16 protein-coding genes and 1 pseudogene are annotated in these 21,865 nt (G+C 74.5%); 2 read left to right on the plus strand and 15 right to left on the minus strand.

The features are described from left to right. From ACFV1L_RS34375 to ACFV1L_RS34405, 7 genes and pseudogenes are all read right to left on the minus strand, one after another. A pseudogene (locus ACFV1L_RS34375) lies at positions 1 to 292 on the minus strand (phosphopeptide-binding protein); the annotation flags it as partial. Positions 293 to 325: 33 nt separating this feature from the next. Continuing rightward, entirely contained in the window at positions 326 to 1,660 is a 1,335-nt protein-coding gene (locus ACFV1L_RS34380; protein WP_380373702.1) for a VWA domain-containing protein, read from the minus strand. Positions 1,661 to 1,692: 32 nt separating this feature from the next. Beyond that, positions 1,693 to 2,808: a PP2C family serine/threonine-protein phosphatase gene (locus tag ACFV1L_RS34385; RefSeq protein WP_380373705.1), complete on the minus strand. Its 1,116-nt coding sequence runs from the start codon at positions 2,806 to 2,808 to the stop codon at positions 1,693 to 1,695. Between the two features lie 2 nt (positions 2,809 to 2,810). Then, on the minus strand, positions 2,811 to 5,528 hold the full coding sequence (locus tag ACFV1L_RS34390; RefSeq protein WP_380373708.1) for a tetratricopeptide repeat protein: 2,718 nt from the start codon (positions 5,526 to 5,528) through the stop codon (positions 2,811 to 2,813). Next, complete coding sequence (locus tag ACFV1L_RS34395) at positions 5,521 to 6,873, minus strand: hypothetical protein (protein WP_380373711.1); 1,353 nt, start codon at positions 6,871 to 6,873, stop codon at positions 5,521 to 5,523. Before ACFV1L_RS34395 ends, ACFV1L_RS34390 begins: the two co-directional genes overlap by 8 nt. A 122-nt stretch (positions 6,874 to 6,995) precedes the next feature. Beyond that, on the minus strand, positions 6,996 to 7,913 hold the full coding sequence (locus ACFV1L_RS34400; protein ID WP_380373714.1) for a glutamate ABC transporter substrate-binding protein: 918 nt from the start codon (positions 7,911 to 7,913) through the stop codon (positions 6,996 to 6,998). Positions 7,914 to 7,925: 12 nt separating this feature from the next. Next, positions 7,926 to 9,284, minus strand: coding sequence for a hypothetical protein (locus ACFV1L_RS34405; protein WP_380373717.1), 1,359 nt, complete (start codon positions 9,282 to 9,284; stop codon positions 7,926 to 7,928). A gap of 180 nt (positions 9,285 to 9,464) precedes the next feature. On the opposite strand from ACFV1L_RS34405, the gene ACFV1L_RS34410 reads away from it, so the two are divergent. Next, on the plus strand, positions 9,465 to 10,037 hold the full coding sequence (locus tag ACFV1L_RS34410) for a nucleosidase (protein WP_380373720.1): 573 nt from the start codon (positions 9,465 to 9,467) through the stop codon (positions 10,035 to 10,037). Between the two features lie 58 nt (positions 10,038 to 10,095). Here ACFV1L_RS34410 and ACFV1L_RS34415 read toward each other — a convergent pair whose 3' ends face one another. The 8 genes from ACFV1L_RS34415 to ACFV1L_RS34450 all read right to left on the minus strand — a co-directional run bounded on the left by ACFV1L_RS34415 (position 10,096) and on the right by ACFV1L_RS34450 (position 18,917). Beyond that, entirely contained in the window at positions 10,096 to 10,557 is a 462-nt protein-coding gene (locus ACFV1L_RS34415) for a hypothetical protein (RefSeq protein WP_380373723.1), read from the minus strand. A 175-nt stretch (positions 10,558 to 10,732) separates the two neighbouring features. Next, positions 10,733 to 11,824: a MerR family transcriptional regulator gene (locus tag ACFV1L_RS34420; protein ID WP_380373726.1), complete on the minus strand. Its 1,092-nt coding sequence runs from the start codon at positions 11,822 to 11,824 to the stop codon at positions 10,733 to 10,735. A 179-nt stretch (positions 11,825 to 12,003) separates the two neighbouring features. Next, complete coding sequence (locus ACFV1L_RS34425; protein ID WP_380373729.1) at positions 12,004 to 13,023, minus strand: N-acetylglucosamine kinase; 1,020 nt, start codon at positions 13,021 to 13,023, stop codon at positions 12,004 to 12,006. Positions 13,024 to 13,113: 90 nt separating this feature from the next. Beyond that, on the minus strand, positions 13,114 to 14,403 hold the full coding sequence (locus ACFV1L_RS34430; RefSeq protein WP_380373731.1) for a 6-phospho-beta-glucosidase: 1,290 nt from the start codon (positions 14,401 to 14,403) through the stop codon (positions 13,114 to 13,116). Next, positions 14,403 to 15,296, minus strand: coding sequence for a carbohydrate ABC transporter permease (locus tag ACFV1L_RS34435; RefSeq protein ID WP_380373734.1), 894 nt, complete (start codon positions 15,294 to 15,296; stop codon positions 14,403 to 14,405). Before ACFV1L_RS34435 ends, ACFV1L_RS34430 begins: the two co-directional genes overlap by 1 nt. Then, the gene (locus tag ACFV1L_RS34440; protein ID WP_380373737.1) at positions 15,296 to 16,252 is read right to left on the minus strand and encodes a carbohydrate ABC transporter permease; all 957 of its coding nucleotides are present in this window, start codon (positions 16,250 to 16,252) and stop codon (positions 15,296 to 15,298) included. Before ACFV1L_RS34440 ends, ACFV1L_RS34435 begins: the two co-directional genes overlap by 1 nt. 10 nt (positions 16,253 to 16,262) lie before the next feature. Further along, positions 16,263 to 17,624, minus strand: coding sequence for an ABC transporter substrate-binding protein (locus tag ACFV1L_RS34445; RefSeq protein WP_380373740.1), 1,362 nt, complete (start codon positions 17,622 to 17,624; stop codon positions 16,263 to 16,265). Between the two features lie 102 nt (positions 17,625 to 17,726). Continuing rightward, the gene (locus tag ACFV1L_RS34450) at positions 17,727 to 18,917 is read right to left on the minus strand and encodes an ROK family transcriptional regulator (RefSeq protein WP_380373744.1); all 1,191 of its coding nucleotides are present in this window, start codon (positions 18,915 to 18,917) and stop codon (positions 17,727 to 17,729) included. 295 nt (positions 18,918 to 19,212) lie between these two features. Between ACFV1L_RS34450 and ACFV1L_RS34455 the strand changes: the two genes are divergently transcribed. Beyond that, the gene (locus tag ACFV1L_RS34455) at positions 19,213 to 21,846 is read left to right on the plus strand and encodes an SdrD B-like domain-containing protein (RefSeq protein WP_380373747.1); all 2,634 of its coding nucleotides are present in this window, start codon (positions 19,213 to 19,215) and stop codon (positions 21,844 to 21,846) included. Positions 21,847 to 21,865: the final 19 nt, after the last annotated feature.

A 21,865-nucleotide genomic window follows, 5' to 3' on the forward strand; every position in this document is an offset into this window, starting at 1 on the left:
GGCCGGTGGGCGTGCCGCCGGGCGGAGTGGCGGGCCGGCGGGGCTCGAAGTAGCCGCCGCCCCCGGCCGGGGTGCCGGACGGCGGGGTGCCGCCCGGGCCGGCCGGCGGGTAGCCGCCGTACGGGGCCTGCGGGGCGGCGGGCGCGGCGGGGCCGCCGGGCTGGGCCGGGGCGGCGGGGAAGCCGGGGATGGCCAGGCCGGGCGGCGGGGTCATCGGGAACCCGCAGTAGTCGCACCAGTCCTCGGCCTGCGACTCGTGTCCCCTAGGGCAGATCGGCATCAGGTCCCCCACATTTCGGCAGGATCGGTCCGGCGGCTGTCCGGCTCACTTCTTCACGCGCACGGTCTTGGTCGATCGGGTCTCGAGTGTCATCGAGTCGGCCTCGCTCACGTTCTTACGGAACCGAACGGTACCCTCCCGCGCGTCGACCACGTCCACCACCTTCCGCAGCAGCTTGAGGGTGCCCTCGTTGCCGCCGGCGTGGGCGAGCCGGACGGCGGCGCCCAGCTTCGCGGTGGCGCGGTCCAGGTCGCCCGCCCGGTGGGCCTCCAGGCCGTCGCGGATGGAGTCGGCCAGTTCGGCCTGGCCGGTGTAGTGCGCGACCTGGGCGTTGATCCGGGTCGAGGACGCCAGGTCGTCGGTCCACACGGCGCGGACCAGGCCCTGGCCGAGCACCTCGGCGGCGCCGTCGGGCTGCGGCAGCACCAGGCTGATCCGGGCGGCCAGCATCTCGTTGCCGACGTCGGCGGCCGGGACCTCCACGCACACGTGGTAGTCGCGGGACTCGTCGCCCCACGACCCGGTCGGGTAGTCCCCGGCGCGCGTCCCGGCGTCGGTGCGGCGGTCGGTGAGGTCCTCGACGGCGGGCGCGACCTGCTTGACGAACTTCACCCGGGCGTTGGCGGGCGTCCACACCCGCAGCGCCACGTCGGCGACCTGCTTGCCCATGGCGGCGGCCATCATGGCGCGGAAGTCGTCGGCCAGGCCGGACGGTTCGGCGACGATGTCGACGGTGCCGAGCAGCGCGGAGGAGATCTTCCGCAGTTCGGCGACCTCCCAGTCGGTGCCGACGCCGCGGCAGTCGGCGGTGAAGGCGCCGGTCGCCGCGTCCAGGGCGCGCTGCAGGTCGGCGGGGTGCTCGTGCTCGTTGCGGCCGTCGGTGAGCAGCACGGCGTGCCGGATCGACGCCTGCGGGTGCGAGTCGAACAGCTGCCGGGCCTTGCTGATCCAGGTGCCTATGGCGGTGCCGCCGGACGGCTTGAGGCGGCGCAGCGCCTCCTTGGCGTGGCCGCGGGTGTACCGGTCGACGACGGCGAGCCGGCCGTTGCCGGGGAACACGTCCACGGCCTCGTGGGTGCCGGCCACCACGGCGAACGCGACGCCCTCGCGCAGGGTGTCGATGGCGGCGGCGGTGGCCTCCCGGGCGTGCCGCATCTTGGTGTCGGGGTGCTCCATCGAGCCGGAGCAGTCGATCACCAGCACCACGGCGGCGCCGGGCCCGCCGCCGGTCGCGGAGAGCGGCCGGCCGCCGGAGGTGCCGCCGCCGGTCGCGGTGACGGTGACGATCGCGTTGACCTCCCGGGCGCCCTGGGCGAGGTACTCGTTCTGGAAGACGTCGACGTCGAATCTGGGCGCGCCGGGCTTGGACAACGAGGCCATGCGGTGGGCTCCTGTCGGAGAGTCGGAAGGGGTCAGTTCCCGGCCGGTTCGACGGCCCGGCGCAGCGGCACGGTGGCGTCCGGGTCGGCGGCGCGCGGCAGCGGGACGTCGAGCAGGGTGGCGTCGTGGACGGCCGGCGCGGTGGGCGGGTCGATCGGCAGCACCGCGACGGTGATGTTGTCGTGCCCGCCGCGTTCGACGGCGAACCGCACCAGGGCGCGGGCGGCGGCCAGCGGTTCGGCGCGGGCGTCGGAGCGGACGAAGAACGCCAGGTCGGTGGCGGCCTCGGCGTAGTTCCACAGGCCGTCGGTGCAGACCAGCAGCACGCCCGGGACGTGCGGGGTGAAGCTGACGGTGTGCGGGTCGAGATCCTCGGCGTCGGCGCCGAGCCAGCCGGTGATGGCGTGGGCGCGCGGGTCGGCGTACGCCTCGGCCTCGTCCATCAGCCGGGCGGCGACCATCCGGGCCGCCCAGGAGTCGTCCTCGGTCAGGCGGTACGGCTCGGCGGACTCGCGGTCGTCCGGGATCCAGTAGGCGCGGGTGTCGCCGACCCAGCCGATGGTGACCAGGCCGCCGGTGCTGACCGCGCTGACGTAGGTGCAGGCGGGCGCGTTGTTGTGGCGGCCCGGCTCGGCGGGGGTGCCGTCGTGGGCGAGGGCGGTGACGGCCCGGTTGGCGGCGCCGATCGCCTCGTGCATGGCCTGCCCGGGGTCGCGGCCGGCGGCCAGCGCGGCGAGCAGCGAGTCGGTGGCGGCGGTGACGGCGGTGGCGGACGCCTCGTCGGGGCGGGCCGAGGAGGAGACGCCGTCGCAGACCACGGCGACCACGGCGGGCGTGCCGTCGGGGCCCTCGGTGGCGGCGACGCCGAACGCGTCCTCGTTGCGGTGGTGGCGCAGGCCGCGGTCGGAGACCGCGGCGACGCCCGTCACCTCGTGCTCCTGGTGGTCGCGCTCGCGGGGCTGGGCGTGCCCGCAGCGCTGGCACCAGCCGTCGGCGAGCTCGGTGGAGCCGCAGTGCGGGCAGCTGGGCACCACCGGCAGGTCGCGCAGGGTCGGCGGCCCGGTCAGGGCGGTGCCGCAGGCCCCGCAGAAGGCGTCCTGGGGCCCCAGCGGTTCGGCACAGGTCGGGCACTCGGTCTGCTGCGGCATGTTCACACCCACGTCCGGGGGCGGGCCCGGTTGGCCCGTTCCACCCACTCGATCCTCTTCTCGGCGCGGTCGGTCAACCGCGCCAACACCCGGTAGGAGTGTTCCAGGGCGAGCCGCAGTTCCCGTTCCGCGGCGGGATGTCCCAGCACGCTGAGCGTGGCGGGCTTCCCGGCGGCCCCGGCGAGCACCCAGGCGAGGGCCGTCTCCAGCACTTCGACGGCGAGTTCCTCGCGCCGCCTGGCGTCCAGCGAGAGCGCCGTCAGCTGGGCGGAGCTGTCGGCGAGTTCGGCCGCCAGCGGGTCGGTGACGGCCCGTCCGCGCAGCCGGGCGCGGACCGCGCCGATCCGGGCCGCGGTGTGGTGCGTGGAGCTCTCCGGCACGGACTGCAGCGCGGCGACCGCGCCGGGCCGGTCGCCGGCCAGCAGCCGGACCCGGGCCAGGCCGAACGCGGCGCCGACGAACGACCGGTCGGTGCCGCCGACCAGCGCGTAGTGCGCGGCGGCGTCCTCGGTGTCGCCGAGCAGTTCGGCGCAGACCGCGAGCGCCAGCTTGGGCGCGGCCTCGCCCGGGAAGGCGTCGTACACGGCGTCGAAGGACTCCGCGGCGGCCTCGGCCCGGCCCGCCGCGAGCGCGGCCAGCGCCCGGTACCAGACCACCCGCCAGTCGCCCGGGTGCTCGTCCTCCAGCGCGGCCAGGGCCTGGCCGGCGGTGTCGTCGTCGGCGAGCTCCAGGTGGGCGCGCACCACCCGCAGGCGCAGCTCCGGGGATTCGGCGCCGGCCGCCCGCAGCGCGGTGAGCGCCTCGGCCGGGTCGGTGGCGGGCAGCGCGGACAGGAAGCCCGCGTTCGGGTCGGCGGGGTCGACCAGCGGCGCGGGCAGGGCCAGCGCGGCGGCCCGCGGGTCCGGCCGCTGCCCGCCGAACTCGGGGTCCACGACGCGCAGTTCCGGGCCGAACAGGGTGGAGACCGCGGGCCGCGCCCGGCCGTCCTGGAGGCTGAGCACCTCGCGCAGCACGCCGGTGAGCTGGCCGGCCATCTCCTCGGCGGAGGCGAACCGGCGGGCCGGGTCGGGATCGGTGGCGCGCAGCAGGAAGCGGTGGAAGGACTCGTAGCGGGCGAACACCTCGACCTCGTCCGGGCCGGGGAGTTCGTGCCGGCGGCGGTCGGTCCAGCCGTGGAAGTCGAAGGTCAGCACGGCCAGCGTGCGGCCCACCGTGTACAGGTCGGAGGCGGGGGACGGCCCGTCGGTGGCGATCTCCGGGGCCTGGTAGCCGACGGTGCCGTAGATCGGCCCGTCGTCGTCGAGCCGGCGGACGGCGCCCAGGTCGATCAGTTTGAGCGTGTCGTCCGACTGGATCACGTTGTCCAGCTTGAAGTCGCAGTACACCAGCCCGCGGGCGTGCAGGTAGCCGAGCGCGGGCAGCGCCTCCAGGGCGTACGCGACGGCCTGCTCGACCGGCATCGGCGCCCGGCGGCCGTCCGGGGTGCGGCGCTCGCCCGCGATGTCCTTCAGCGACTTGCCGCCGACGTACTCCATCACGATGTAGCCGTCGGCGGTGGTGCCGCGGGGGTCGGGGTGCTCGACGAAGTTGATGATCCGGACGATGTTCGGGTGGTCGACCTCGGCCAGGAACCGCCGTTCGGCGATCGCCACCGCGAGCGCGTCCTCGTCGCCGGTGTCCAGCAGGCCCTTCAGCACCACCCAGCGGTCGTTGACCCGGCGGTCCACCGCCAGGTAGATCCAGCCGAGCCCGCCGTGCGCCAGGCAGCCCATCACCTCGTACTGGCCGCCGACCAGGTCGCCGCGCACCAGCTTCGGCGTGAACGAGTACGGGGTGCCGCACTTGGTGCAGAAGCCCTCCGGGCGGCCGGGGACGCCGTTCTTCTCGCGGCCCACCGGATGGTCGCAGCGCGAGCAGAACCGCTTGGCCTCCGGCACCTGAGGGTCCTTCAGCACCGCCCGGGACGGGTCCGCGGCCGGCACCGGCGGCACCGCGACCAGGCCGGCGCCCAGGTTGCCGCGCCGGCCGGTGCCGCTGCTGCCCCGGGCGCTGCGCACCGAGACCGACCGGCCGGAGGAGGTGCGGGCCGAGCGCAGCGAGCGCGAGCGCCCCGAGGAGGTGGGGGCCGGGCCGGACCACGCGGAGATCGACACCGGGGCCGAGACGGGGTCCGGGGCGGAGGCGGCGGGTTCGGCGGCCAGCCCGCAGTCGTCGCAGTAGCCGTCGGGGTCGATGGCGCCGTCGCAGCCGGTGCGCCCGCACGGGTCGCCGGGCGCGGGGGCCTGGCGCGCGGTGGACGCGGAGGCGCCGGTGGCGGGGGCGCTGCGCGCGGAGCTGCCGGTGGCGGACGGGGCGAGGCCGCACTCGGTGCAGAAGCCGTCGGGGTCGATGGTGCCGTCGCAGTCCGGCCGTTCGCAGGGACGGTCGGGTGCCGGGGCCTTGCGCGGGGCCGGGACGGAGACGCCGGTGGCGGGCGCGAGACCGCATTCGGTGCAGAAGCCGTCGGGGTCGAGCTCCCCGTCGCAGCCGGAGCGGCCGCAGGGCCGGCCCGCGGCGGGCGCGGCGGCGGTGCTGCCGGTCGAGGCCGTGGCGCCGGTGCCGGCGGCGGTGCCCGCGGCGGCCGTGCTGCCGGTGCCGGACGGGGCGAGGCCGCACTCGGTGCAGTAGCCGTCCGGGTCGATCCCGCCGTCGCAGTCCGGACGGGCGCACGCCTCAGCCATCGGTCTCCTCCCCCTGGGCCGGTTCGTCGGTCTGTGCTGGTTCGGGCTGCCGTTCCGGGGCGCGCAGCGCGCGCTGGAAGCGGGCCACGGCGTCGGCGCCGGCCCGCAGGTCGCAGGGGGCGCTCCAGAGCAGCCAGCGGGCCTTCTCGAAGCGCTCGACCACCTCGGGGTCCTCGGCGAGGCCGAGCCGGGCGGCCATCGCCTTGTACGCCTCCAGCCGGCCGCGCAGTTCGGCGCGGACGGCGAGCGGCTGGGCGACCTCGGTGAGCGCCTGCCGGGCCCGGCCGAGCTCCTTGGCGGCGGCGTTCTCCAAGGCGTCCAGCAGCGGGCCGAGGCGGTGCCACTGGCCGGTCTGCTGGAAGTCGACGGCCTGCGCGATCGCCTCGCGCAGCGCGGCCGGCGGGCGGGGGACGGCGGGCACCTCGGTGGCGGCGATCTTCGCCAGCACCTCGCCGCGGGCCCGGCGGGCCTCGGCGAGCGTCAGGTCGGCGCGCTGCAGCAGGTCGGCGACCTGCTGGAGGCGCTCGTGGGACTCGTCGCGCAGCCGCAGCAGCCCCTCCAGCTCGACCCGGACGTCGTCCAGGGCGCGGCCCATCCGGTCGTAGCCGGTGGTGTCGACGGCGCCGGCGGGGGAGGCCCAGGCGGCGGTCTCCGCGGCCCGGCCGGCCTGCGCGGGCACCCGGGCGGGCCGCCACAGGGCGAGCGGGTCGGCGACCACTTCGGCCCGCAGCGCCGTCAACCCGTCCGCGAGCTGCGCGAGTTCGTCGGCCAGCGGGTGGCTGCCGGGGCGGACGCCGACGGACAGGGCGAGCATCTGCACCCGGCCGAGTTCGGCGAGCAGCAGGTCGATCCGGGCCGGCAGCGCCGACCAGACCGCGTCGACGGCGCTGACCACCTCGACCACGACGGCGTACCAGGCGTTCATCCGCTCCAGCAGTTCGGCCAGCGTGATCCGCTCCACCAGCCGGGCGGGCGCGCCGAGTTGGCCGGCCGCCTCGGGGAGGCGGCCGCCGGAGACGGTGACGGCGCGGCCGGACAGCAGCTCGCCGAGCTCGGCGAGTTCGGCGGCGGTGGGCCGGGTGCGGCGCGAGCGCACCGCGCGGGCCGAGGCCAGCGCCTCCGCGTACCGGTCGAACAGCGCCCACAGCAGGGCCAGGCCGCCCTCGGCGACCGCCCAGCGCTCCCGGGTGCGCCCGGTCAGTTCGGCGCCGGTCAGCAGCCGCAGCCCGGGGTGGTCCTGGAGCGCCAGCAGCGCCGCCTCGATCGCGTCGCGTTCGGCGCCCAGCCGGGCGAGCGCGCGGTCGACCTCCTCACGGTTCATCACCGGGCGGGTCCCTCCGGCCATCGCGGTTCCTCCTCTCGGCCTCGCTCGTGGTGACGGGGCGTCGGCCCGGCCCGTCGGCGGCAAGTCTCCCCGACGCCCGGTGCGGGGCGGACGGCGGTCCCCCGCCCGCGCCCGCCGGGCGGTCACGGCAGGTACGGGTCGGGGGCCCCCATGGTGTCGCGCAGCCAGGTGTCGTAGGAGGCGCGCCAGCCGCCGCCGGACCGCCAGTCGGCGAGCACCTGGTTGACCCAGGCGATCAGGTCGGTGTCGTTCTGGTTCATCGCGACGCCCATGAACGCGGGCAGGAACGGCTCGCCGACGAGTTCGACCATCGGGTCCTGGGCGACCTGCGCGGCAGCCAGCTCACTGTCCGTCAGGGTGGCGTCGACCTCGCCGAGTTGCATCCGCACCAGGCAGTCCAGTTGGTTCTCCAGGGCGACCACCGAGACGGTGCCGTGCGGGTTGCGCTTCAGCTCGGCCTCGGAGGAGGAGGTCTGCGCGACGCAGGCCCGCTTGCCCTTCAGCGCCTCGTCGACGGTCCTGGCGTGCGCGGCCTTCGGCACCACCACCCGCTGGGCGACCCGGAAGTACGGGACGGAGAAGGCGATGTCCTTCTTGCGCTCGCAGGTGATGGTCATGGTGCGGGTGATCAGGTCGACCTCGCCGTTCTTCACCGCGTCGACCCGGCGGGCGGTGGGCACGGTCTTCAGGGTGACCTTGTCGGGATCGCCGAGCACCGACTTGGCGATGGCGTGCGCCAGGTCGATGTCGAAGCCCTCGATCCGGCCGGTCTGCGGGTTGCGGAAGCCCCAGTGGTAGCTGTTCTGGTCGACGCCGACCACCAGGGTGCCGCGCTCGCGGATCTTGGCGATCCTCGCGCCGGCCGACTGGCGGGGCGGCAGCGAGTCCGTCGGGTCGCAGGCGTCCGCCGGGGCCTGCGGCGCCGCCTGCGGCGCGGCGAGCGGGGCGGGGCCGCCCGCGCCGTCGGCGCTGCCGGTGCCGAGCAGTCCGGCGGCCAGCACCGTGGCCGCCACCAGGATCCGTGACCTTGCCGTGCGCATCCTCGTCCCCCTCTACCGGTACTCGGCCAGTCGGCGCCCGATGCCGCGCAGCGCGGCGCCCGCGGCCAGCGCGGACAGCACGCCGGCGGCCACCGCCTGCCCGGCGAGCACGCCGTCCACGCCGCCCGCCGCGCGGGCGAACGCGTCCTGCTCGGCCTGCGCGGCGAGCGCCCACTTCGCGTCGGCGGCCCGGAACGCGGCCTCCGCGGTGGCGTCGGTGCCGCGCGGCGTCAGGGTCGCCCGCAGGGCCGCCTCGTAGTCGCCGGCCGAGTCCTTCGCGGCGGCGTCCTTGTGCCGGGCCTGCCACTGCGCGTACTGCTGCGCCGCGTCGTTCAGCGGGCCGGTCGCGGAGTCCGGCCCGCCGATCGCCAGCCTGTCGACGGACCCGGGGAAGCGCGGGCTCTCGTCGAGCTTCCTGACCAGGTCGTCCCACTGCTTGGTGTACCTGTCGCTGGCGCCGCGGGCCACCAGGTTGAGGTTCTCCGCGGTGTGCGCCTGCAGGGCCTCGATCCGCACCAGGTCCAGGTCGCGCAGCGGCCGGGTGCCGTACCGGCGGCTGGTCTCCAGGTCGGAATTGGCCGTCGCGGTGCCCGCCGCCAGCCACACCACTGCGGTGAACACGGCCAGCGAGGCGCCCAGCAGGCCCGGGTTGAACACCCGGTTGGTGCGGCGGAACAGCAGCACCTGGTAGCGGCCCAGCGCGGCCAGCGCGAGGACGCCGAGCGCCAGCGCCGTCCACGGGACCGCCCCGGCGGTGCGGTAGTCGGCGTCCAGGCCGGCCGATTCGGCGTCGGCCAGCCGCTGCGCCTCCGGCAGGACGGTGCCCTGCATCAGGTCGGAGGCGTACCGCAGGTAGGCGCCGCCGAGCGGCAGGCCCTGCCGGTTGATCGCCCGCGCGGTCTCCACCAGGCCGGCGTAGCGCGGCAGTTGGCGGTTGAGCTCGGACAGCGAGTGCTGCGCCCCGGCGGAGCCGCCGCTGCGCCCGGCGGCCTCGGCGATCAGCCGGGAGGCGGTCGCCAGGTCGTCCTGGTAGCGGGCGCGGACCTCGGCGGGCTCGTCGCCGGCCAGCAGGAACCCGGCGGCGGCGGTCGCGTCGGCGTCCGCCAGCCGGCGGTAGATCTCGGCGGCGTCCTGGCTGAGCGGGCCGCTGCCGGTCACCACCTGCCCGGCCGCCCGGGAGCGGTGCGCGGACTGCCAGACCGCGACCGCGCCGAACAGCAGCACCAGGGCCGCCAGCACCGCGCCCGCCGCGCGCAGCCGCCCCGGCGGGGTGGCCGCCGCCCGGCGCAGCCGCGCCACCGGCCCCGGTCCGCGGGTCGCGGGCGGCGCGACCGCGCCCGCCTGCGCCTGTGCCACTGCCGGTGCTGCCACCGTCCGCCCTCCCCGTCCGACGTCCCCCGCCATCCCGCAGTATGGCGGCCCGGGCCGCCCAGCACACCCGACTTGAGCGGGAGTTGATCTCTTCGTGCCCGTCCGTCCGCGGTCCGGTCCGCGTCCGCTGCGACGCCGGGCGCGGGCTCCGCGGTTCCGGTTCCTCGTAAGCTTTCGGTCATGCGCCTGATCGGAACCGTGACCCCCGACCGCCCCCTGCTCGTCCTCGCGCTGCCCGAGGAGGCCGCGCACCTGGACGCCGGACTGCCGGTGCTGCTGACCGGCATGGGGAAGGTCAACGCGGCGGCCGCGCTGGCCACCGTGCTGGCGGGCGGCGCGAAGCCGTCCGCGGTGGTCAACCTGGGCACCGCCGGGGCGCTGCGGCCCGGCCTGGCCGGCACCCACGAGATCGGCCGGGTGCTCCAGCACGACCTGGACACCCCGCTGCTGGAGCAGCTCACCGGCCGCCCGCTGGACGGCCCGATCGACCTCGGCGGGAGCGGACCGGTGCTCGCCACCGGCGACCGGTTCGTGTCCTCGGACGCCGACCGCGACCAGCTGGCCCGCACCGCCGACCTGGTCGACATGGAGGGCTACGCGCTCGCCACCGTCGCCCGCCGCGCGCAGCTGCCGGTCCGCCTGGTCAAGCACGTCAGCGACGGGGCCGGCGACGGTGCGGAGCTCAGCTGGCAGGCGTCCGTGGACGGCTGCGCCCGGCTGCTCGCCGAGTGGGCGGCCGCGCACCTGCGCTGACCGCCCGTCACGCGCCGAGGCGCCCGCCCGGGGGTCCGGGCGGGCGCCTCGGCGGCGGTCAGGCCTGGTACGGGTTGGCCACCGGCTGGCCCTGCGGCGGGACGGCCGGGCCGCCGCCGAACAGGCCGTTGACGAAGGTGTCCAGCTCGTTGCGCCAGTAGCGGCCGATGTTCAGGCGGGTCGGCTTCGGCTCGCCCGGGAACTGGAACTTCAGCGAGCTCCACAGGGTGGCCCGGTTGACGTCGGTGATCGACGCGCGCGCCTGGTCCAGCGGGACGACGTGCACGAGCTCCTGCGGACGGTTGCTCATCCGGGAGGCGCGGTGCACCGTGACGACCCGGTGGGTCAGGGTGACGAAGTAGTACTTCACGAACAGCTGGCCGATCAGGCCGAGCTGGCTCATCAGCCACGGGCTCGGGCCCGAAATGGTGTGGAAGGTCACCACCGGGCGGTCGTTCGGCTCGATCGCGGCGATCGCCGCGGCGACCTGCTCCTGCATGGTGGACTTACGGATCGCCATCTGGCGTCGGCTCCCGGTCTCCCCGCGCACCCCCGTCGGACACGCTGTGAGTGCGCGACGCTAGCGGTCGCGGACCGTGGCGTTCAACGGACAGAACGGGGCATCCTGCGCACCGCGCCGAGATTTTCCCCAATCGAGATGCGTTCCGGGAACTTGTCGGCCAGGTGACGTACCGTCACCTCCGGGCGGCGTCCGCGGCAGTCTCCGGATCCGCCTCGACGTCCGCGATCGCGCAGGCGATGTTGTCCGGCCCGCCCGCCCGGTTGGCGAGGGCGACCAGCTGCTGCACCGCCTGCTCGGGCGCCGTGATGGTGCTCAGCGCGGTGTGCAGGGCCTCGGCGTGGACCCACCGGGACAGGCCGTCCGAGCAGAGCAGGTAGCGGTCGCCGGGGCGGGCGGTGTGCAGCGAGACGTCCGGACGGTTGTCGCCGGAGCCGGTCAACGCCCGGACCAGCAGCATGCGTTGCGGGTGCGAGGCGGCCTCCTCCAGGGTGAGGCGGCCGTCGTCGACGAGCGACTGGACCAGCGTGTGGTCGTGGGTGATCTGGAACAGTTCGCCGCCGCGCAGCAGGTACGCCCGGGAGTCGCCGATGTGCACCAGGGCGAGCTGCGCGTCGGACCAGAGCATCGCCGTCAGCGTGGTCCCGGTGTCCGGGAGTCCGGAGGCGGCGCCGACCCGGCCGTCGATCCGGGCCACCGCGTCCTCCAGTACGTTCAGCAACTCCCCGGCGGGCAGGTCCAGTTCCCTGAGCGCCTCGATCGCGGCGGCGCTGGCCAGGGCGCCGCCGCCGTGCGGCCCGGTGCCGTCGGCGACCGCGACCAGTCCGGCGCCCGCGTAGGCGGCGTCGTCGTTGCGCTCGCGGACCAGGCCGGTGTCCGTGCGGGCGGCGTAGCGGATCCGCAGGGCGCCCGTGCTGGTGTCCGTCATCGTGGTGTCCTTCCCCGAGAGGTGCTCGACGAGGAGGGCGGCGAGCTCCCGGCGGGCCTCGGTCTCGGCCCGCACCGACTCCCAGTAGCGGGCGACCTCCTCGGCCGCCCGGGCGGGCTCCAGTTCGAGCACCAGCCGGATCCGGGCCAGCGGCATGCCGAGCCGGCGCAGCCACAGCACCAGCCGGGCCCGCTCCAACTGCCCCGGCGCGTACCGCCGGTAGCCGGTCGCCGGGTCCACCTCGGCGGGCCGCAGCAGCCCCAGTTCGTCGTACAGCCGCAGCGCCTTCGGCGACAGCCGGGCCGCCCGGGCGAACGCCCCGATGGTGAGCAGCTCCATCCCCGCCTCCTCGTGCCGGACCGGTGTCCGGCGCCACCGATGCTCGGCCTTCCCCGAAGGGGAAGGTCAAGCCCCGATCCTCGCACCGGGCCGGGAACGCGGGACGCCGCCGGCGGGAGCGGGCGAGGTGTGCGGCCTCGGCGCTCCCGCCGGCGGCGGGACTGCGGGGTGATGGCCGGTCAGGCCGCCATCGAGTGCGCGGTCGGGTACGCCGCGCGCAGGCGGCGGTGGACGGCGTCGTCCGCGCCGAGGTGGTCGAGGCCGAGCAGCGCCGCGCCGAGGACCGGCGGGGCGACCACGACGCGGGGCTCGGCGAGCGGCGCGGCGGCCGCCAGCCGGGCGGTCAGGTTGTCGAGCAGCAGCGGGTGCCGGGAGGCGAGCACGCCGCCGCCGAGGACCACCGGGACCGGCCGTTCGAGCAGGTCGAGGCGGGTGAGCGCGATGGTCGCGAACCGGGTGATCTCGTCGGCCTGCCGGTCCACCAGGGACAGCGCGGTCGGGTCGCCGGCCTCGGCGGCGGCGAACAGCACCTGGGAGACCTCGTGCAGCCGGGACCGGTCGAGCTGCCCGAGGTGCATCGCCTCGGCGACCGCGTTGGCCCCGGCCAGGCCGAAGTGCGCGCCGATCATGGGGGAGAGCAGGGTGGGTCCGCCGCGGCCGTCCTCGGCCCGGGCGGCGTGCCACATGGCGGCCTCGGCGAGCCCGCCGCCGCCGCCCCAGTCGCCGGTGAGCCGGCCGAGCGCGGGCCAGCGGGCGGTGCGCCCGTCGGGCCGCAGGCCGACGCAGTTGGTGCCCGCGCCGCACACCACCGCGACGCCGAGCGGCCCGTCGGTGCCGGCCCGCAGCAGGCCGAAGGTGTCGTTGGCGACGTGCACCGACGGCGCCCAGCCGTGCGCGGTGATCGCCTCGTGCAGGCGCTGCTCCTCCACCGGCAGGTCGGCGTTGGCCAGGCACGCGCTGACGTGGCTGGTCAGCGGCCGTCCGCCGGGCAGCAGCGGGACGCCGGCCTGCCGGGCGACGTCCTCGACCAGCGGGGCGAGCGCGGCGACGGCGGCCTCGAAGCCGGTGTTCTGCGGCTGGAAGCCGCCGCCGCGGGCGGTGCCGAGGACCCGGCCGTCGGCGCCGACCAGGGCGAGGTCGGTCTTGCTGTTGCCCGCGTCCACGGCGAGGACGCCGGGCAGGTGTGCGGCGTGGCTCATCGGCCGGTCCCTCCGTGGTGGTGCCTGCTGGCGGTGCGGTGACGCGTTCTCGGGTGACGCGTTCTCGGACGGGCTGTTCTCATCCGCGGGTCACGCCCAGCCCAGGTGGTCGCGGTTGTGCGCGAGCAGCCGGTCGGTGAGCTGCTCGGCGAGGTCGAGCTGGCCGACCAGCGGGTGGGCGAGCAGCGCGTCGAAGACCCGGTCGCGGCCGCCGCGCAGCGCCGCGTCCAGCGCCAGGTGCTCGTACGCGGTGACGTTGGCGATCAGGCCGGCGTACAGCGGTTCGACGGGCCGCTGCGGCAGCGGGCGCACGCCGGTGGCGTCGACCTCGGCGGGGACCTCGATCACCGCGTCGTCGGGCAGGAACGGCAGCACCCCGTCGTTGCGGGTGTTGACGACCTGGACGGTGGTGCGGCCGTCGGTGCCGAGCAGCGAGGCGATCAGCTGGACGGCGGCCTCCGAGTAGAACGCGCCGCCGCGCTTGCCGAGCAGCTCGGGCTTGGTGTCGAGCGCCGGGTCGGCGTACATCTCCAGCAGCTGCCGTTCGATGGCGGCGACCTCGGCGGCCCGCGACCCCTTGACCTTGAGCTCCTCCACCACCAGGTCGTGCTGGTAGAAGTAGCGCAGGTAGTAGGACGGGACGACGCCCAGGCGGCGTATCACCGGCTCGGGCAGGTGCAGGTCGGCGGCGATCGCCGCGCCGTGCTCGGCGAGCAGCTGCGGCAGCACCTCGCGGCCGCCGGGGGCGTCCGGGGCGTCGAGCAGGGTGACGCCGCGCTCCCAGGTGAGGTGGTTGAGGCCGACGTGGTCGAGGCGGACCAGCTCCGGGTCGACGCCGAGGTGGGCGGCGAACTTGCGCTGGAAGCCGATCGCCACGTTGCACAGGCCGACGGCCTTGTGGCCGGCGGTCTGCAGGGCGCGGGTGACGATGCCGACCGGGTTGGTGAAGTCGACGATCCAGGCGTCCGGGTTGGTGCGGCGGACCTGCTCGGCGATGTCCAGCACCACGGGGACGGTGCGCAGCGCCTTGGCGAGGCCGCCGGCGCCGGTGGTCTCCTGCCCGACGCAGCCGCACTCCAGCGGCCAGGTCTCGTCCTGGTTGCGCGCCGCCTGCCCGCCGACCCGCAGCTGGAGCAGCACCGCGTCGGCGCCCTGCACGCCGGCGGCGACGTCGGTGGCGGTGCTGACGACGGCGCCGTGGCCCTGCTTGGCGAAGATCCGGCGGGCCAGCGCGGCGATCAGCTCCAGGCGTTCCACGGCCGGGTCGATCAGCACGAGTTCGCCGATCGGCAGGGTGTCGCGCAGCCGCGCGAACCCGTCGATCAACTCCGGCGTGTAGGTGGAACCGCCGCCGACGATTGCCAACTTCAGTGCGGACATCAGCCCTTGACCCCTGTCAGTGTGACGCCTTCGACGAAGGCGCGTTGCGCGAAGAAGAACAGAACGATCACCGGCGCCAGCACCAGCAGCGTGGCCGCCATGGTGAGGTTCCAGTTGGTGTGGTGGGAGCCCTTGAACGACTCCAGGCCGTAACTCAGCGTCCAGGCGCCGGGGTTCTCGCTGGCGTAGATCTGCGGGCCGAAGTAGTCGTTCCAGCAGTAGAAGAACTGGAACAGCGCGACGGCGGCGACGGCGGGCTTCGCCATCGGCAGCACCACCCGCAGCAGGGTGCGCAGTTCGCCGCAGCCGTCGATCCGGGCCGCCTCGACGTACTCCTGGGGGATCGTCAGCAGGAACTGGCGCAGCAGGAAGATCGAGAACGCGTCCCCGAACGCCATCGGGATCACCAGCGGCCACAGCGAGCCGGTCAGGTGCAGCTGCTTGGCCCAGAACAGGTACATCGGGATCACCGTGACCTGCGGCGGCAGCATCATCATCGACACCACCGCCATCAGGGCCAGGTTGCGGCCCCGGAAGCGGAACCTGGCGAGCGCGTACGCCACCGGCAGGCTGGAGGCGACGGTCAGCGCGGTGCCGGCGGCGGCGTACAGCAGGGTGTTGCGCCACCAGGTGAGGAAACCGGGGGTGTTCCACACCTTGGCGAAGTTCGACCACTGCCAGTGGTGCGGCCACAGGTCGGAGGTCAGGGCCTGGTGGTCCGTCATCACCGAGGTGAGGAAGACGAACACGAACGGCAGCAGGAAGAACAGCGCGGCGGCGATCGCCAGGGCGTGCACGGCCACCCAGTGCAGGGCGGCCCGGCGCCGGGCGGTGCGGGCGGCGGCGGGGGCCGCGGCGGCGGCCTCGCGCGGCAGTGCGGGAGCGAGCGTCATCAGTCCTCCGCCAGGAAGCCGGACCTGCGGCGCAGCAGGAGCGAGGTGAACGCCGTCGACAGGGCGAACAGGACCATCGCGACGACGCACGCGGAGCCGTAGTCGTAGGTCTGGAAGCCCAGGTTGTAGACCATCTGCGGCAGCGTCCAGGTCGACCCGGACGGGTACCCGGGCTCGAACTGCTGCCCGGAGCCGCCGATCACGCCGGAGGCGACCTTCCCGGCGACGATCGCCTGCGTGTAGTACTGCATGGTCTGGATCACGCCGGTGACCACGGCGAACATCACGATCGGCGAGATGTTCGGCAGCGTGACGTACCGGAACCGCTGGAACGGCCCGGCGCCGTCCAGTTCGGCCGCCTCGTACTGCTCCTTGGGGACGTCCAGCAGCGCCGCCATGAAGATCACCATCAGGTCGCCGACGCCCCACAGGGCCAGCAGGGTCAGCGCCGGCTTCGACCAGGACGGGTCGGTGAACCAGCCCGGCTGCGGCAGGCCCAGCTCGCCCAGCAGGTGGTTGACCGGGCCGGTGCCCGGGTTCAGCAGGAAGGCGAACGCCATGGTGGCGGCCACCGGCGGGGCCAGGTACGGCAGGTAGAAGGCGGTGCGGAAGAACCCGGCGCCGGACTTCACCTTGGTGATCAGCATCCCGACGCCGAGGCCGAACACCACCCGCAGGCTGACCATCACAACGACCAGCCACAGGGTGTTGCCCAGGCCCTTCCAGAACGACGGGTACTTGGTGAAGACGAAGTCCCAGTTCTGCAGGCCGGAGAAGGTCGGCGGGGTGTACCCGTCGTAGCTCATGACGGAGAAGTAGGCCGTCGACACCAGCGGGTACAGGAAGAAGAACCCGAACCCGACCAGCCACGGGGACAGGAACGCCAGCGTCCTGACCCGCTCCCGCCGGCGCTTGGACCGCAGCGCCGGCGGGACGGGGGAACTCACGAGTGCCATGGCGCGCCCGTCACTTCTTCGCCTGGTTGATCGCGTCGTCGATCTCCTTGGCGGTGGCGGTCAGGCCGGCCTTCAGGTCGGTCTGCTTGCCGGACTCGATCTCGAAGCTGAGGTTCTGCAGCGAGATCTGGTACGCGCCGCCGTTGACGCTGGCCGGGGTGGTGGAGGAGTTCGGGTTGCGGGCGATGTCCAGGAAGGTCCGGAAGTTCGCGTCGGCCTCCAGCTTCGGCGAGTCCAGCGCGGCCAGCGTGCTCGGCACGTTGTGGATGGCGTTGGCGAAGGACACCACCGCATCGGTGTCGGTGGTCAGGTACTTGACGAGCTCCCAGGCGGCGGTGCGCTTCTTGGAGCCGTTGGCGATGCCGATGACGGTGCCGGTCTGGTAGCCGCGCCCGTAGGTGGAGGCCAGCTCGTCCGGCACCGGGAACGGCGCGGTCGCCCACTCGAAGGACGGCTTGTCGTCGGCCAGCGCGGCGGCCCGCCACTCGCCGTCCATGCTCATCGCGACCTGCCCGGTGGCGAACGGGTTCTTGGAGCTGAACTCGTCGCCGAAGCCGGTGCGGTACTTCTCCAGCTTCTCGAACCCGCCGAGCCGGTCCACGAGCTGCTTCTGCCAGGTGAGCGCGGCCGTCACCGTCGGATCGGTGGCGACGTTCGACTTCCCGTCCGGACCGAAGTAGCTGGAGCCGTACTGGCCGAGCCAGTGCGCGATCGGCGTCTCGTAGCCGTGGTAGTTCGGCATGAAGCCCAGCTGCTTGAACGAGTCGCCGTCGGGGATCGTCAACTTGGCGGCGGCGTCGGCGAACTCGCTGAAGGTCTTCGGCGGGCCGCTGATCCCGGCCGCGGCGAACGCGGTCTTGTTCCAGTACAGGCCGTAGGCGTCGCCGAGCAGCGGCAGCGAGCACTGGGTGCCCTGGTACTGGCTGTACTGGAGCATCGCCGGCGGGAAGGTCTTCGCCGGGTCGATCCCGTCCTTCTTCAGCAGCGGCCCGAGGTCCGCCCACACGTGCGAGGAGCAGAACTTGCCGACGTTGTCGGTGCTGAACGAGGACACCACGTCCGGTGCGCCCGGCCCGCCGGCCCGCAGCGCCTGCTGGCTCTTCTCGTCGGCGATGTCGCCCGTCACCTTGACGTGGATGTTCGGGTGCAGTTTCTCGAAGGCGGCGATGTTGTCGTTGATCGCCTTCACCTCGTTGTCCTGGTTCCAGCCGTGCCAGAACGTGATCGTCACGTCCTTGCCGGACGCCGAGGCGTCCTCCCCGCCACCGGAGTCGGTGCCGGTGCAGGCGGAGGCCAGGACGGCCGTGCAGAGCGCGGCGGCGAGCGCGACCAGCGGGCGGCGGGCGCGCGGGGAGCTGCGGGTGGTGTCCACGGGATTGCACTCCTGACGAGGGTCCGGGCGCAGGCCGGCCAGGCCCGGCGCCCATGCGGGGGGAGGGGAGCGGAAACGTGCGGATCGGACGTGCGGGGCGGATCAGTGCGTGCTGAACATGGCGTCCCGGGTGGTCGCCAGCGCGCGCTGCAGCGCACCGGCCAGGACGGGCGAGCCGGGGAGGGCGGACAGCCGGACCTCCGGCCGGGGGAGCGACATCCGGCCCAACGCCTCCTGGACCAGCGCCCGCAGGCGCTCGCCGCCCGCGGTCGGCGTGCCGCCGGAGAGCACCACCAGCTCCGGGTCGACCACCGAGGCGATCACCGCCAGCCCGACCGCGAGGCGCTCGGCCAGCTCGGCGAGGAACGCCTCGCCGTCCGGGGCGGTCACGGCCGCGGCCACCGCCTGCGCCGCGTCGGCGCCGCGCAGGCCGTGCCGGCGGGCCAGGGCCAGCACCGCGGGCTCGCCGGCCAGGTCCTGGAAGCCGCCGGAGTGCTTGCGGCGGGCGCTCAACGACACCGGCGCGCCCGGCACCGGCATGTAGCCGACCTCGCCCGCGCCGCCGGTGAAGCCGCGGTGCAGGCGCCCGGCGAGCACGATCGCCGCGCCGATGCCCTCCTCGGCCCAGAGCAGCACGAAGTCCTCGCAGCCGGCCGCCGCGCCCACGGACTGCTCCGCCACCGCGGCCAGGTTCACGTCGTTCTCGATCGACACCGGCGCGCCGATCGCGGCCTCCAACTCCTGCGTCAGGCGCGGCGAGTGCCAGCCCGGCAGGTGCGAGGCGTAGCGCAGTTTGCCGGTCACCGGGTCGGGCGCGCCGCCGATCCCTATCACCGCCTCGCGCAGCGAGCCCGGCGGGAGCTGCGCGCGGCGCACCGTCTCGGCGACCGCCTCCGCGACCCGCTCCACCGTCGAGGCGGCCGGCCAGCCCTTGCAGGACACCTGGTGCTCGGCCAGGGTCACCCCGGTGATGTCGGCGACCGCGACCCGCACCGTGGTGCTGGTGACGTCCAGGCCCGCGACGTACCCGGCCGCCGGATTCACCTGGTACAGCTGCGCGTTGGGCCCCGGCCCGCCCGCGGTGGTGCCGACCGGCACCACCAGCCCGGCGGCCTCCAGCCGGGCCAGCAGCTGGGAGGCGGTGGGCTTCGACAGGCCGGTCAGGCTGCCGATCTGGGTGCGGGACAATGGGCCGTTGGCGAGCAGCAGCTCCAGTGCGGCCCGGTCGTTTATGGCCCGGAGCAGACTGGGCGTACCGGCCAGCGGGGAACGGGAACTCTTCTGCGTGGTCACGGGCCCGATCCTCCTCCGGTGCGCCCTCGCGGCCAACTGTTAGGAAAGTTTCCAATCGCCGGGCCGCGATGTCAACGGTCGGATGCGTGTTCGTTACCGGCAGGCGAACGGAGGGTCGCCCGTCCGGCCCACTCGCGAGCGCTGAGTCTCCGTCAGATCGCCTGGCCGGTGGGCCTGTTGCCTCGTTCGAGTGAAAACGGAGGGCGGTGTTCCGTAGGTCGGGCCGGACCGCTACCCTCCACCCATCGTGTGTGCCTTTCCGGGGGAGGGGCGCACGACAGGAGGAGGGGAGAACGTGCAACTCGAGAAGAACGGATTCCGGCGCTCCGCCGCACTCGCGGCGTTACTGGCGGCCGGGATCGCGACGGGCCCGGCGGTGTCCGCGCCGGCCGCCACCGCCGAGGGCTCGGTGACGGTCCGGGTGGTGCGCGCCGTGGACGAGAGCGGGACGTACAGTCCGGCGCTGAACCCGGGCCTGGCCGGGGTGACGGTCACCCTGACCGGCGAGGACGGCGCGGTCAGCGCCGGCGTCACCGCCGCCGACGGCAGCATCACCCTGAAGCCCGCCAAGGCGACCGCCAGCGGCAAGTACCGCGTGGAGGTGGTCAATCCGAAGCCGGGCGTGCTGTTCCCGGCGTTCGCCGCGCGCGAGGGCCTGGCCGCGCCCAACCGGCTCAGCAGCAACGAGGAGTTCGTCGACCTCTCGGCGGGCAAGCAGGCCACGCTCACCACCGGCCTGTGGAACCCGTCCGACTACTGCCAGCAGAACGCCCCGCTGGCCACCGCCTGCCAGCCCTCGGTCGCCGACCCGGCCGGCAAGCGGACCCTGCTCAGCTTCCCGTACCAGTCGCGCGGGATGAACAAGGACGTCACCGACATCGGCACGGTCGCCGACACCGGCAACGTCTTCGGCATCGCCTGGAACCGGGACGACCGGCGGCTGTTCAGCTCCGCCCAGGCCAAGCGCGACGCGCCGTACGGCTCCGGCGGCCCGGGCGCGATCTACGTCACCGACCCGGCGACCAAGGCCACCAAGCTGTTCGCCACCGTCCCGGACGCCGGCTCCACGCCGCACACCGCGGGCGGCGACGTCGGCTACCTCACCGCCGCCGGGCGGGAGAGCCTCGGCGGCCTGAAGCTCACCGAGGACAACCGCGACCTGTACGTGGTCAACCTCAACAACCGCAAGCTGTACCGCTACGACGCCACCGCGGCCACGGCGTCCAAGCCCAAGGCCGTGTACACCGTCCCCACCCCCGACTGCCCGTCGGCGGCGGACTGGCGGCCGTTCGGCCTCGGCTTCCAGGACGGCACCGGCTACCTCGGCGGCGTCTGCTCCGGCGAATCCACCCAGAAGCTCGCCGACCTGCGGGCGGTCGTGCTGCCCTTCGACCCGGCCACCGGCGAGTTCGGCGCGGCCGTGCTGAACCAGCCGCTCGACCACCGCGGCACGCCCGCCGCGCCCTGCTCCGGCTACTACTGGTACCCCTGGACCAACACCAAGCCGGGCACCGGGACCTGCTACTACTACGGGCAGCCCGAGCTCGGCGAGATCGGATTCGAGACCGACGGCTCGATGCTGCTGTCGTTCCGCGACCGCTACTCGGACCAGACCAGCGCGTCCGCCGTGCCCGGCGCCGACTTCATCGTCTCGGCCGCCTCCGGCGACCTGAACAAGGCGTGCAGGTCCGGCGGCCAGTACGTGCTGGACGTCAACCTCGGCTGCGGGATCACCACCCGCGGCAAGGGCTTCTTCGACACCCGCCGCCTCGGTCACACCTACGCGACCTTCGCGGGCATGGCGCTGTCCAAGGTGGAGAACTCCATCGCCACCTCCGGCTACGACGTGCTGGAGCACGCCTGGTCCGCCGGCACCATGTTCACCCTGCGCACCGGCGCGGCCGACCCCGGCCAGGGCCAGGAACTCTCCACCGGCACGGCCAGCTTCGGCAAGGGCGCCTCGATGGCCGACCTGGAGGTGCTCTGCGACCGGGCGCCGCTGCAGATCGGCAACCGGGTCTGGTACGACCCGGAGCGCTCCGGCCTCCAACTGCCGCAGCAGAAGCCCGTCCCCGGCGCGACCGTCAACCTGTACGACGCGAACGGCAAGAAGGTCGGCACCACGAAGACCACCGCGCGCGGCGAGTACTACTTCGACGACACCGACGTCACCGGCGGCCTGAAGCCCAGGACCGCGTACACGATCCGCCTCGACAACCCGGCCGACTACGCCGAGGGCGGCCCGCTGTACCACTGGGTCCCGACCAGGGCCGACGTCGGCGCCGACCGCGCCGTCGACTCCGACGGCACCGTCCCCAAGGGCGGAAAGTACGTCGAACGCGCCCTGACCACCGGCGGCCCCGGCCAGAACGACCACACCTTCGACTTCGGCTTCAGCCGGCAGCAGGGCGAACTGCGCCTGGTCAAGAACGACCAGGACGGCAAGCCGCTGCCCGGCGCCGTCTTCCAGCTGTGGCGCGAGACCGACAAGGCCGACGGCCTCCAGACCGACGGCGACCGGGCCGACGCCAAGGTCGGCGACCCGTGCACCACCGGCGACGACGGCACCTGCCGCACCGTCACCGACCAGGGCCGCTACTACTGGCAGGAGGTCACCCCGCCCAAGGGCTACCGGACGCCCGAACAGCCCGTCCTCGGACCGGTCGTCCTCGACGACGAACACCTCGACGCCGGCATCACCACCACCGCCGTCAACGAGCTCCTCCCGCCCCCGCCGCCCACCCCGACCCCCACCCCCACCCCGACCCCCACGCCCAGGCCCACCCCGGCCCCGTCGCAGCCGTCGGGCGGTCTCGCCTTCACCGGCACGAACGAGACCGCGCTGACGTACACCGTGGTCGGCGGCGTGGCCCTGCTGGCGGCCGGCGCCGGACTGCTGATCGCCGTCCGCAGGCGCCGCAACGGCTGACACGCCGTCAACGGAAGGA

It is taken from the genome of Kitasatospora sp. NPDC059646, assembly GCF_042734615.1.
GTDB lineage: Bacteria > Actinomycetota > Actinomycetes > Streptomycetales > Streptomycetaceae > Kitasatospora.

Coding starts and splice junctions, on each gene's coding strand:
- ACFV1L_RS34430 (WP_380373731.1), bottom strand. CDS start 14,403: ATGTCCGCACTGAAGTTGGCAATCGTCGGCGGCGGTTCCACCTACACG.
- ACFV1L_RS34420 (WP_380373726.1), bottom strand. CDS start 11,824: ATGGAGCTGCTCACCATCGGGGCGTTCGCCCGGGCGGCCCGGCTGTCG.
- ACFV1L_RS34435 (WP_380373734.1), bottom strand. CDS start 15,296: ATGACGCTCGCTCCCGCACTGCCGCGCGAGGCCGCCGCCGCGGCCCCC.
- ACFV1L_RS34410 (WP_380373720.1), top strand. CDS start 9,465: ATGCGCCTGATCGGAACCGTGACCCCCGACCGCCCCCTGCTCGTCCTC.
- ACFV1L_RS34390 (WP_380373708.1), bottom strand. CDS start 5,528: ATGGCTGAGGCGTGCGCCCGTCCGGACTGCGACGGCGGGATCGACCCG.
- ACFV1L_RS34425 (WP_380373729.1), bottom strand. CDS start 13,023: ATGAGCCACGCCGCACACCTGCCCGGCGTCCTCGCCGTGGACGCGGGC.
- ACFV1L_RS34440 (WP_380373737.1), bottom strand. CDS start 16,252: ATGGCACTCGTGAGTTCCCCCGTCCCGCCGGCGCTGCGGTCCAAGCGC.
- ACFV1L_RS34385 (WP_380373705.1), bottom strand. CDS start 2,808: ATGCCGCAGCAGACCGAGTGCCCGACCTGTGCCGAACCGCTGGGGCCC.
- ACFV1L_RS34395 (WP_380373711.1), bottom strand. CDS start 6,873: ATGGCCGGAGGGACCCGCCCGGTGATGAACCGTGAGGAGGTCGACCGC.
- ACFV1L_RS34400 (WP_380373714.1), bottom strand. CDS start 7,913: ATGCGCACGGCAAGGTCACGGATCCTGGTGGCGGCCACGGTGCTGGCC.
- ACFV1L_RS34415 (WP_380373723.1), bottom strand. CDS start 10,557: ATGGCGATCCGTAAGTCCACCATGCAGGAGCAGGTCGCCGCGGCGATC.
- ACFV1L_RS34380 (WP_380373702.1), bottom strand. CDS start 1,660: ATGGCCTCGTTGTCCAAGCCCGGCGCGCCCAGATTCGACGTCGACGTC.